Below are 12,209 nucleotides of genomic sequence, written 5' to 3'. Positions count from 1 at the left end.
TTTTTAGCAGAAGCAAGAAGCTCCAACGATGATTAATAAAATGAATAACACAACTAATAAAGCAAAGCCTCCCGAGAAGCCACAACCGCCACAACTACCACCATAACCCATAATAGTTCCTCCTTTAGATAAGAGGGGAAAACTAAGGTTCACTCATGTATTTTAATGGATTCGTTTCATCTTATGTTTTTTCGTATTGATTGAGCAGGTCCTTTCGAAAACTATTCACATATTAACTATATTTTTAAAAATGAATAATTCAACTATAACAATAAATAGATAAATTAATATAATGTATTAATTCTAAAAGAAGGGAGGAATAGCCATGCAATTAGTTTGTTTTAAAATAGTAAGTGGTCAGTATTTCTTGTTTGTAGAAGGTATTCAAATTCCTGTACCAATTCCAGCAGTTGCTGCAGCTTTATTAATTGGTTTAGGAGTAATTCCACTTTGTTCTTAATGTAAAGAATTCGGATCATTCCTATCTTTTCATTGGAAAAGCCTCAAATATATGAATACTTGAGGCTTTTCTTATAATTGAGAAAGACACTTTAACGCGGCTGAAGATCTCCTGATTTAACTAATGCGGCCGTTACATCATCACCGAAAGTATTGAGACAGAATACTTGCTCGTCTACCGTATCCATCACTGTAGCTTCACCTATCTTGCCACCTTGAAGTTTAATAAAATAGTTATGTTCTTCTAAAATTTTACTAAAATCTCTATTTGCCCATCTTTCAGTAATTGCTAATAGCTCTTCTTTATTCTTGAAATTGTTTCCGTTTAGAATGTTTCTTACTTTCTCTGCATTCTTTTTGGACATAGGGGTTGCTCCCTTTCCTTCACACGCTTTTACTTTTTGATGAGTCATACTATGCATAGCTGAAATAACTTCTTCTTCAGTAGAAGTTACTGTAATGTGAAGTTGTGCATTTGAACCTTTCACTTCTGCTTCATTCGATAGTGTGTCTTCTTTATTAACCTCTGCAAAAACATGGTCCTCACTCTCAAGCGGGACTTCAGCAAACTGTAACATTCCATAAGTCATACCAGTTGCAAGTACTACTACTACACCTATAATAGATGCTAGCCAATACGTTAGCTTTTTGTCCATCTTCATTTCCCCTGTCTTCGTTTAAATATCTTAACTAAAGAGTACCATATTTAATTCCTTTTTATTGAAGTGTCTCTAATTTTTACTATAAAAAACGTATAAATCATTTAATACCAATATAACAACTTCACAATCATGACTATGCCTATTCTCATAACAGGATCTATATACGATGTCACTAAATCATCTGGTGAACTATTAGTTATTAGTACGGCTTTGCATCCTTATTCTCAAAAAGGATAATTATTGTACATACCAATTCTTATGTATAAAGACACCCAAAACAAGTGTTACGAAAAAAATATAAAAAAGACATCTTTTCTAGGGAAAGATGTCTTTTTTATATAAACCTTAATGTTCGTTCTGTAAAACCCTCGCTGCCTTTACTCCTTCTTTCTCTTCTTTTAAGAATAACGATACGATAAATGCAACAATAATAAAGATTAACCCAAGTGCAAATGCGCCTTGGAACCCTGACGTTAAACCGTTTAACTTCTCTACTGGATCCAGTGGATTTGCGGAGCTTTCCATATACTTAGTTGTTCCTGAAGACATTTTCGAAATAAAGATAGCTGTACCAATTGCACCAGCTACTTGTTGCAACGTACTAAATAGTGCTGTTCCGTGCGGATATAAATCTGGTGTTAATTGATTTAAACCGTATGTTTGTGCTGTCATGACAAACATGAGTCCAACCATTAATACGCTATGCATGACAATAATTTGTACCATTGATGTATCAGGAGTAATGCCTTTAAATAAGAACATTGCAATTCCTACTAAGACAATGCCGGGAACGATAATAACTTTCGGACTAAATTTATCAAATAGTTTACCTGCGATTGGTCCCATTATGGCGCTAATAACACTTCCCGGAAGCATGATAATTCCTGATTTAAAAGCTGTAACGAGTAAAACGGTTTGCAGGAACATCGGTAATAAAGTCATCGTTGAAAATAGCGACATCATCACAATGACAATTAATCCAACTGATAATGTAAACATCGGAACTTTAAATGCTCGTAATTCTAAAATTGGATTCTCAATTTTCAATTGTCGAACGGCAAAAATACATAATGAGATAAGCCCAACAATTAAAGTGCCATACACTTTTGCATCGGACCATCCTAAATCACCCGATGCACTAAAGCTATACACAAGCCCGCCAAATCCTAATGTCGATAAAAGGATAGATGGGTAATCTACTTTTGGCCTTGTTAACTCTGAAACATTTTGAATGTACTTCATCCCAATCATAATGGAAATAATCACGATAGGAATAACAATATAGAATAACCAGCGCCAATTTAATGAATCCACAATTACTCCAGATAATGTAGGGCCAATTGCCGGAGCTGCCATCATCACGAGTGCGATTAATCCCATTGTCGCACCACGTTTTTCAGGTGGACAAATGATTAAAATCGTATTCATTAATAACGGTGTAATTAACCCCGTCGCTACAGCTTGGACGATACGGCCAATTAATAAAACGGAAAATGTCGGTGCGAATCCCGCAATTAATGTACCGACTAAAAACGTTACCATAGCGATCAAAAACATTTGTCTCGTTGTGAGCCATTGCTGAAGTAATGCTGTAATTGGAACTAAAACCCCAACTACTAACATGTATGCTGTAGAAAGCCATTGAATCGTTGAAGCCGTTACGTCAAATTCTTTCATTAATACCGTTAACGCATTTCCAAGTAATGTTTCATTTAATAATGCAACCATTGCACCTAAAAGTAATGCAATTAAAATGGGGGTATGTTTCAAATTAGAAGTATCAACTTTGCCACTTGCTGGGCTCTTAGTTGTCATATTCATTTACAGATTCTCCTCCTGTTTCTTACTTAAAAAACTTTAAATACACCGGAACACATGTAATATAATATACATATGTAGATTAAAAAGGGAGAATCAATTTTCAGCCACTGTATATTTAATCTACAAAAAAGGAGAATTGTAGATGAACGATAGTGAAAAACAACTTGATTTACGTATTAGACGTACACATAAATTACTGTGGGATTCCTTATTTGAATTAATGACGCAATCAAAACAGAAATATAGTACGATCACGATTAACCAAATATGTGACCGCGCAATGGTACACCGAACAACCTTTTATAAACACTTCGAAGATAAAGATGCTTTATTAACATTTGGATTTAAACGATACAGCAAGATGATTGCTGAAATACCGGTTTCAGATCGATTAAGTAAACCATTTCAAGTAATGGAACAATTTCTACACCATGAAGAAATCGGTAAAATATTAGAAACGCAAATGTCTGATGAACAATTTATTAACCGAACACAGCATTTAAGTCACGAAACGAGAAAACAAGAAATAGAAGCGTTAAATCAACTGCACAAAAATCATACGATGCCCAATGATTTAATCATTGAATTTTATTCAGGGGCAATCACCTCATTAAGCGCATGGTGGTTTAAAAGTGAAAGAAAAGTTTCTGCTGCTGAAATGGATAGGTATCTCCATCAACTTATTAATCGGGATATTTTTCAGTTTGAAAAGGAATAAGACTACACCTTTTCAATCATGCAATAAAGTGAAACTTTAATCAGCCCTCACCAATCGGACTTTAACGGACAGCCCGACCCCCACCTAACTTCTTTGCTTCCACTGAATTTTGAGGTGGGGGTCTTACTGCCCGTTAAAGCGGGATCAAATTGACCACAAAATAGGAATATGATATATTTTCCGTAGAATACTATATAAGTATGACATCAAATAAAATGGCATATAATAAAAAGAAGAGATGCGCTAACATCTCTTCCATAACTGCTACCGATTAGGGTGGTGGTTATTATAAGCTATTTCTTTTTGCGGAACCCACCCTTTTGCTTGTGACGGCGCGGAGTGGGTTTTTTGTTGTCCTTATCCAGAAGTTGCTTCCGCAAAAAATACGTTGAAACTTCGCGCACAGTCGCTTTGACAAACTCTTTTACAAGGTCAAACAAAAACTCCATATTATCCCCTCCTTTCCTTCCGAATAGAAAGAAGGGATAACCATCCACCCTCACAATATGCAGTTGACTTTATTTTATCAAATGATTGTAAAGATATTATGTAAACAAAACAAATGAAATTTCACATAGAAAAAAAGCCCTTCTAAACCGGGCTTTTCTATCACCATTATTTAGCGATCTTCTTCAAATCCGAACTTTCTATAATTGAAAGCAGTCCACCTTTTATTAAGATGGACCATAACCAATAAGATGAGCAATTATAACTGCTATTAAACCGATTGAGTATTCAATGAGAATTAAAGGAAGAATCCACCTTGCCCACCTTGTCCATGAAATCCCTGCGATTGCTAATCCAGCCATTAGCGTACCACCTGTTGGAAAAATAATATTTCCAATACCATCGGCGAATGAAAAGGATAATACGGCTGTTTGGCGTGTAATGTCCAATAAATCTGCAAGTGGCGCCATAATAGGCATTGTCAACATCGCATGACCACTACCTGATGCTAAAATAAAATGAATCGCTACTTGGAAGTTGTACATTCCAACAACACTTAAAAAAGGAGATACATGTTTCATTTCTTCCGACACTTGATACAGTAGTGGGTCTATAATATGCCCTTGATTCAATACGACTAAAATAGCGCGTGATACACCAATGATTAAAGCTCCCCCGATTAAAGATGCCGATCCTTGTGTAAAAGATTCTACTGTATCATCAAGAGATATCTTGCCAAGAATTGCAATGATTATAGTTAAAATAATAAATAAGGCTGCAATTTCTTTTATATACCACTCGTACTTAATAACACCAAATACAAGAATAATATAATTGATTAAAAAGGCCGTTAATATCCATTTATGTCTTTTTGTTAACTCTACTTTCGCTGTTAGTAAGCTGTCTTGCTTATTTGTATCGAATTTTCCGTAAATTCCGTTTGCAGGATCCCTCTTTACTTTCATAGCATGACGATAGACGAATGTAACAGCAATTACATATATGACTACGAATAAAACGAGGCGGAACCCCATCCCCGAATACATAGGAAGACCCGCTATCCCTTGAGCCAGCCCAACTGTAAACGGATTCATAATTGCCGTTGTAAATCCGACGGACGCTCCTACTAGTACCATCGCAGTTCCTGTTATCGTATCAAATCCAACCGCAAGAGCTAGCGGAATAAATAGAGGTACATACACTAAAGCTTCCTCAGCCATTCCCATTAATGACCCGCCAAGTGCAAAGAACAGCATAATAATAGGAATCATTAACTTTTCACGGTTAGCAAGTTTTTTTGCCATCGTTGAAACAAGAGCCTCAACCGTACCGGATGCCTTTAATACACCAAAAAAACCTCCAATAATAAGAATAAAAAAGATAATATTAGCAGCTTCTACCATCCCTGTAGGAATAGATTTTACCGTATCAAAAAATCCAAGTGGCGTTGATTCAATCCATTTAAATGAATTTGGATCTACTGTTGTATACCCATTTTTTTCAATCTGTTCATATTTTCCTGCTGGCAATATATGTGTAATAACAGCCGCAATAACTAACAAGACAAGTAACATTGCAAATACGTTTATTTTCCATTCTTTTTTTTCCTTTTTTTCTTCTGGCTCGAATGAAACTGCCTTTTCTGATACTTGACTCATATACCAATCCCCTTTGCAATAAAGTGAAACTTTAATCATTGGGGGTTTCGTTCATCCCCCAATGATTATTACTTTTACGGACAGCCGGCAGTCTGGTTTCCCCACTACCATGACGTACCAAGCTCTCCATCAATTCTTTTATTTATAACACGCTAGGATTTAACTACCGTTTTACTAATTTCATTTACAAATTGATTAAATAAACGTTGCTGTAGAGCATCCTTTTCCGACATCATTTCTGGATGCCATTGAACCGCCGCTACATAACGATGAGCTTTGGATTCAATAGCCTCTATTACACCATCAAAGGACCATGCGCTTGCCTCAAAATCTTTCCCTAATGTTTTCACTGCTTGATGGTGAAAAGAATTAACCATTAAAGATTTTTGGCCAATAGCCTCATAAATTTTCCCCTCTTCCAGAAGATCTACGGAATGAGAGCCTTGCCATTTACGGAACTGTTCTCGAACATGGAAATATTCTGGCCCCATCTCGTGCTCTAAGTCTTGATAAAGAGATCCACCAGCTGCAACATTTAATACCTGTAATCCTCGGCAAATTCCTAGAATAGGAATATCTTTTTCTAAAGCCTGCTTTGCCAAATTTAATTCAAAATTATCTCGTTCTTCCTCTACAGTACCTATATATGATTTTGGAATATCACCATAATAAACTGGATTGATGTCCGCGCCACCAGCCAATAACAATCCATCTAATTGATTAAGTGTGGACTCAATTTGATTAACTTCCTCAATTGGAAGTAGAACAACCGTTGCACCTGCTCGTTGAAGTGAACGGATGTAGTCGTAAGAAAAGATAGCCATATCTTGACCTGGTAGCCCTCGTAAGCCCTCCTTCCCTATTTCACTATGATCAATATAATACCCCGTAACACCAATTAGTGGTTTCATTTTCTCTCACCTCATAATTTAAATGGTTTCGTTGTCTTTCTCTGCTGAAATTGTATACTCTTAACCTCCCTTTTCTAGCAAGTGGTAAAGAATTAAATATGTAAATTATGACTCTACTCATTTCATTATTTCTTTACACACCATTGATATAAGCAAATATCGTGCCAACATTGAAATTAAAGTGATTATTTACATATTTTTAAATATTTTGTCGTTTTATCGGTGTTTACTATGCTGAAATGTATTATAATTGGTTATTAATTGGTTACATAATGACCAATTAATAACCAACTTTAGACCAATTCCATTCAACTAAAGAGGTGCTCTATGAACAAATTTGAAACCAACCACATTGTATTGATCACCGTTTTAAAAGAAACACGAAAAGCCCTACATCAACAACTAACGGAGATGGTAGGTGATCTCATAGATATCGAAAGTTTTTCTGTAGAAGAAAGTATTCCAAAAGTATTTCATTCTACATTAATTGTATTACCGAATACATTTACGATAGAAACGGTGAAAGACTTTATTGGGGAAAACTGCGAAGTAATAATAGCAAAACGAACATTAAATTATGAAAACGTAGACCAGCTTTTATTTTTACCAGAAGGAACACAAGCCCTATATGTGAATGATAATCATAAAACAGTATACGAATCAATTGAAACGATGCGTCAATTGGGGCTGAACCATATTGAATATGTCCCATACTATCCTGGAAAAACGAATATACAAATGATCAAGCTCGCAATCACACCTGGCGAACTTGAAATTATCCCTGATTTTGTAGAAAAAGTAATTAATATTGGTCATAGATTAATAGATATTACTACAATCATGTCCATTCTAGATCGATTTCATTTAATGGAGGAATCAGGTAACCACGTTTCTGAGAGATACTATCGAAAAATAGTAGATTTAACAAAGAATTTAGCTAAAGCTCATCGACAACTTCATCAAGTTATTGATGGTGTTGGTGATGGCATACTAGCTATTGATTATGAAGGAAGAATTGTTGTCTTTAATGAATTTCTGGAAAGCATGCTGAAAATAAAAAGTAAAAATGCTATTGGTCATCCGATTGATGCCATTATTGATAATATCGATTTAGTGAACTTCATCCTTTCAAATAAGCAACAAGAAAGCGGAATATTTGTTGTAAACGGCTTGGATGTAATAGTGGAACGTCTACATATAAATGATCAATCGATTATTGTTACTTTTAGAAATGCCCTTAAGACCATCGGATTTGAACGGAAATTGAGAAAAGAATTTGTCAAAAAAGGTTATGTAGCAAAATACAATTTTCATAACATCGTTGGGATTAGCTCTACGATCCAAGACACGAAACAAATTGCCAAAAGGTTAGCTAAGACTGATTTAACTGTATTAATTGAAGGTGAAAGTGGTACTGGAAAAGAGTTGTTTGCAAGTGCTATTCATAATGCTTCCCAGCGAAATAGCGGCCCTTTTCTTGCCGTTAACTTCAGTGCTTTATCGGATGATTTAGTCGAGAGTGAATTATTTGGTTATGAAGACGGAGCGTTTACCGGAGCAAAAAAGGGCGGGAAAATGGGACTATTTGAACAAGCAAATGGTGGCACTATTTTTTTAGATGAGATTGGAGATATTAGCCTGAAACTTCAAGCACGACTACTTCGAGTATTGCAGGAAAAAGAGATTATGCGCGTTGGCGGAAGCCAAATTATCCCGATAGACGTCCGGATTATTGCAGCAACCAATAAGGATCTACTGAAAATGATTCAAGAAAATATGTTTAGAGAAGATTTATACCATAGGCTTAAAGTACTCTTTATACACCTTCCCGAATTAAGGGCACGCCGAAATGACATTGAATTATTAGCTAAACATTTTGTCGCACTATCGGACCCTAAAGTCAAAATTGAACAAGAACTAATTGAAGAACTTCAAGGATATCCATGGTACGGAAATGTACGAGAATTTAAAAATACGATAGATTATATGCTTGCTGTCCGTACCGGAAACCAAATAACAAAAAATGATTTGCCTAATCAACATTATTTTCAAAAGCCTCCACATAAGAAAACAAATAGCGATCAGGCAGAAAATATTAAACCCTTTTCTTCAAGTTCAAACGCTCTTGATCAAGAATCACTTTTCATCCTTACCCTTATCATGAATTATGAAGAAAAAGGAAAGGCAATCGGACGAAGAATTATTTCTGAAAAGAGCCAAGAAGTCGAAATGAAATTAACTGAGGCACAGGTTAGACACCGATTGAACTTCCTGAAGATGAAAGGTTATGTGGAAATAAAAAAAGGTAGAGCAGGGATTCATTTAACAAGAAAAGGGTTGGAGATTCTACGTAGTCTTTAATCAAGGTTCGGATTTTCAGATACATAGAGGCTGTTTTATAAACAGCCTCTTTTTTTATGGAATAAAACGTCGATAAATTTAAGTTACAAATATTCAGAATTAATATTAAAATGAACAATAGGGATAGGGGTATGGGCTTATAAAATTTATACATAACGAGGGAATAGAAATGAAACTACAATTAAAAGCGGATTTAATGTTACTACTAGTTACATTTTTTTGGGGTGCATCCATCCTACTTACAAAACTTGGACTTGATGGCATAGAAGAATATAATTTAATCGCATTACGATTTATTATCGCTTTTCTTTTATCAGGTTTAATATTTTACAAACATTTATTTAAGATCGATTTTAAAACTGTAAAATATGCATTTATACTCGCTTCTGTCTTATTTATCGTTTACATTTTCGCGACTTTCGGTACAAAGTATACGAGTGTTTCTAATGCTGGTTTCCTACTATGTCTCACAGTCATTTTCATTCCAATATTATCAGCTATATTTTTAAAACACATTCCGGAAAAGAAAGTGATAGTAGGGATCATTTTAACGATAATAGGAATCGGCTTATTAACATTAACGAGCGAATTCAAAATCGGTAACGGCGATATATTTTGCATACTGTCTGCCCTGTTTTATGCGATCCACGTCATCATTACTGGAAGTGTAACGAAACATGTGAATTCCATTGCACTTGGAGTTATACAACTCGGCTTCGTCGGCCTATTTAGTCTTATTTTTTCATTCATTATCGAAACGCCAAAACTGCCTAGCACAACCAACTCATGGCTCATCATTCTAGCCTTAAGCATATTTTGCACCGCAGTCGCATTCATCGTGCAAGTTATTGCCCAGCAATACACGACGCCTACACATACAGGACTTATCTTCTCATTAGAACCTGTCTTTTCCGCAGGCTTTGCTTTCGTCTTCACAGGTGAAACGCTGACAGGAAAAGGATACTTAGGGGCTACGCTTATATTGTTGAGTGTGCTAATTGCTGAGTTAGATTTTAAGAGTTTGTTGAGGCCTAATTATAAGAAGAATATAGAATAAACATTTCACTATGATCAATAAACATACCCCAGAAAAATATGAGTTTATATTATTTTCATTCTCTTCACTTAGATTTTCCTTTTTAATAAGACTTTTTTAGATGCTATCTTCAAATAAGGTAGCATCTAAAAAATGTTAAAAGGAATTTTCTCCCTAGTGTCTTCTTATATTTTATGTAATCTGCGTATTTAACCTTTTCTACGCTCTTTAATTACTTACTGAATATAGTCATACAGATTTTTCGCCAACAATAAACAAGTTACTGTAATGAAAAGAGCACGAACATACCCGCTTCCTTTTTTTATAGCAAATTTGGAGCCAACAATCCCTCCAGCAATTTGAGCAATCCCCATTATAAAACCATATGCATAGTTTACTTGCCCTACATACATAAACATCAACAATGCACCAACATTACTTCCTAAATTAAGAAGCTTCGCATTACCTGCTGCTTTTAAAAAATCATATCCAATAAATAAAAGAGAAAACATTAAAAACGAGCCTGTTCCAGGACCTAGAAATCCATCATAAAAACCAATAGCAAAAACAAAGAAAGTAAAAATAATGACGTGTCGACCAGACAATTTCTTATGAGTGGAAATACTACCCCAATCCTTTTTGAATATCGTATAAATAGCGACCGCACCAAGCATAATCAGCATCAATGGCTTCAGTACTTCTGGATTCATTAAATGAACGGTCCATGCCCCTATTATGGAACCTATGAAAGTGAGCGGAACTAATTTAAACGCCGATTTCAAATCAAGATTACCAGAACGATAAAACACAATATTACTAGTTGCACTTCCCATTGTCGACGCTAGTTTATTCGTAGCTACTGCACTTGCTGGATTCAGTCCTGTAAATAATAAAGCTGGTAAAGCAATGAGTCCACCACCACCTACAACTGAATCAATAAATGCAGCTACAAATCCAAAAACAATCAAAATCATTAATACAGATGGGTCTAAATAAAAATCCATACTATTAACCTCCCCTTTAGTCACTATTCGAATAGTAACTAATAATTTGCTAAATGTAAACAGTTATTGTAACGTTAAAATATAAAGTGAAACTTTAATCAGTGGGGCCACTGATTATTAGTTGAACCAATCGGGCTTTTACGGGCAGCCCGACCCCCACCTAACTTCTTTGCTTCCGCTGAATTTTGAGGTGGGAGTCTTACTGCCCGTTAAAGCGGGATAAAAGCAAACATCGGAGGACGAAAAAAGTGGACTACATAGTGCAACAGCTTAAAAAAATTGGTTTCAATGAATATGAAGCTAAATCTTATGTATCTCTTGTTAAACAAGGGCCTGTCACAGCCTACCAAGTGAGTAAGGATTCGGGTGTCCCAAGAGCGCGAATTTATGAGATTTTAGGTAACCTTGTAGAAAAAGGAATTGTCATGAAGGAAGAAATAAATGACACCACTCGCTATTCACCTCTACCTGTTGAAATCTTTTTACAGAAGGCGCAAACAGAATGGCAGTCTACTTACGAAGGAATAAGTGATTCATTAAAAAAACTAGAAACTTCCGAGGAAAAAACGGATAATCGAGTGATTACTTTAAAAGACAATCAAACAATCATTAGCTATTGTCAGGCATTAATAAAAAAAGCAGAACGACGTATTGTCATTTCAATGTGGGATGAGATGTATGAAGCATTAAAAGAAGATCTATCTGAAGTAGCTGATAAAGTTTCAATACAAGGTATTACCCTGCATGTTGAAAATCCCATTAAAAATCTAGAAGCCCATCGCATAACACCTTATACAGAAACCTTGTCTACAGAACATTGGTTTATTGTATCAATAGATTCTAAAGAGATGATTTATGGACCATCACTTGAAGAGCGTAATATTGCTTTTTATACAGATGACCCCGTCCATATATACTTATTAGAGGATTATGTATGGCATGATGTTTTAGTAAATCGACTTGTCCGACGTAGCCAAGATGACTTGCAGCAATGGATTACTGCAGAGAGAAGATCTTTCTTTATGGGGAAATGAGGAATATATTCAAGAGCAAACCAAAAGATTTGCGTATTAAACCTAACAACTTCTCCGTACAAAAATAGCCGACTATTATATAGTAAATATTCGGCTAT

12 protein-coding genes are annotated in these 12,209 nt (G+C 35.4%); 5 read left to right on the top strand and 7 right to left on the bottom strand.

Annotated features, from left to right (window positions below):
• Nucleotides 1–3: 3 nt before the first annotated feature.
• Nucleotides 4–111, bottom strand: a complete 108-nt coding sequence (locus OXT04_RS19400; protein WP_000540375.1) for a YjcZ family sporulation protein — start codon at nucleotides 109–111, stop codon at nucleotides 4–6.
• A 214-nt stretch (nucleotides 112–325) separates the two neighbouring features.
• Between OXT04_RS19400 and OXT04_RS19395 the strand changes: the two genes are divergently transcribed.
• Nucleotides 326–460 carry a hypothetical protein gene (locus OXT04_RS19395; protein ID WP_001177693.1) on the top strand — a complete coding sequence of 45 codons (135 nt, stop codon included), beginning with the start codon at nucleotides 326–328 and terminating at the stop codon, nucleotides 458–460.
• A gap of 91 nt (nucleotides 461–551) precedes the next feature.
• Here the strand turns inward: OXT04_RS19395 and OXT04_RS19390 are convergent, their stop codons facing one another.
• Nucleotides 552–1,115, bottom strand: a complete 564-nt coding sequence (locus OXT04_RS19390) for a PRK06770 family protein (protein WP_267416796.1) — start codon at nucleotides 1,113–1,115, stop codon at nucleotides 552–554.
• 351 nt (nucleotides 1,116–1,466) lie between these two features.
• Complete coding sequence (locus tag OXT04_RS19385) at nucleotides 1,467–2,942, bottom strand: MDR family MFS transporter (protein ID WP_001057523.1); 1,476 nt, start codon at nucleotides 2,940–2,942, stop codon at nucleotides 1,467–1,469.
• Nucleotides 2,943–3,084: 142 nt separating this feature from the next.
• On the opposite strand from OXT04_RS19385, the gene OXT04_RS19380 reads away from it, so the two are divergent.
• Nucleotides 3,085–3,660 (top strand): TetR/AcrR family transcriptional regulator, encoded by a 576-nt coding sequence (locus OXT04_RS19380; RefSeq protein WP_000999971.1) that lies wholly within the window; start codon nucleotides 3,085–3,087, stop codon nucleotides 3,658–3,660.
• Nucleotides 3,661–3,953: 293 nt separating this feature from the next.
• On the opposite strand, the gene OXT04_RS19375 is transcribed toward OXT04_RS19380, so the two are convergent.
• The 3 genes from OXT04_RS19375 to OXT04_RS19365 form a co-directional block, all read right to left on the bottom strand.
• Nucleotides 3,954–4,109 (bottom strand): hypothetical protein, encoded by a 156-nt coding sequence (locus tag OXT04_RS19375; protein ID WP_097822502.1) that lies wholly within the window; start codon nucleotides 4,107–4,109, stop codon nucleotides 3,954–3,956.
• Between the two features lie 225 nt (nucleotides 4,110–4,334).
• Nucleotides 4,335–5,765 (bottom strand): YfcC family protein, encoded by a 1,431-nt coding sequence (locus OXT04_RS19370; RefSeq protein WP_000084613.1) that lies wholly within the window; start codon nucleotides 5,763–5,765, stop codon nucleotides 4,335–4,337.
• A gap of 152 nt (nucleotides 5,766–5,917) precedes the next feature.
• Nucleotides 5,918–6,676 carry a gamma-glutamyl-gamma-aminobutyrate hydrolase family protein gene (locus OXT04_RS19365; protein ID WP_000803239.1) on the bottom strand — a complete coding sequence of 253 codons (759 nt, stop codon included), beginning with the start codon at nucleotides 6,674–6,676 and terminating at the stop codon, nucleotides 5,918–5,920.
• Nucleotides 6,677–7,003: 327 nt separating this feature from the next.
• On the opposite strand from OXT04_RS19365, the gene OXT04_RS19360 reads away from it, so the two are divergent.
• A complete protein-coding gene (locus tag OXT04_RS19360; protein WP_001031775.1) occupies nucleotides 7,004–9,037 on the top strand; it encodes a sigma 54-interacting transcriptional regulator in 2,034 nt (677 codons plus the stop codon).
• A 169-nt stretch (nucleotides 9,038–9,206) separates the two neighbouring features.
• Nucleotides 9,207–10,094: a DMT family transporter gene (locus tag OXT04_RS19355; RefSeq protein WP_000776057.1), complete on the top strand. Its 888-nt coding sequence runs from the start codon at nucleotides 9,207–9,209 to the stop codon at nucleotides 10,092–10,094.
• Nucleotides 10,095–10,309: 215 nt separating this feature from the next.
• Here the strand turns inward: OXT04_RS19355 and OXT04_RS19350 are convergent, their stop codons facing one another.
• Nucleotides 10,310–11,077, bottom strand: a complete 768-nt coding sequence (locus tag OXT04_RS19350) for a TSUP family transporter (RefSeq protein ID WP_000348458.1) — start codon at nucleotides 11,075–11,077, stop codon at nucleotides 10,310–10,312.
• Between the two features lie 248 nt (nucleotides 11,078–11,325).
• Here OXT04_RS19350 and OXT04_RS19345 point away from each other — a divergent pair, with 248 nt between their 5' ends.
• Nucleotides 11,326–12,111: a TrmB family transcriptional regulator gene (locus OXT04_RS19345; protein ID WP_016513681.1), complete on the top strand. Its 786-nt coding sequence runs from the start codon at nucleotides 11,326–11,328 to the stop codon at nucleotides 12,109–12,111.
• Nucleotides 12,112–12,209 lie beyond the last annotated feature (98 nt).

The sequence above is a fragment of the Bacillus sp. GC_Bacil_1 genome, assembly GCF_026540675.1.
Lineage (GTDB): Bacteria > Bacillota > Bacilli > Bacillales > Bacillaceae_G > Bacillus_A > Bacillus_A cereus.
The sequence above is the reverse complement of the archived record's forward strand: the minus strand, read 5'-3'. Positions and strand labels throughout refer to the sequence as shown.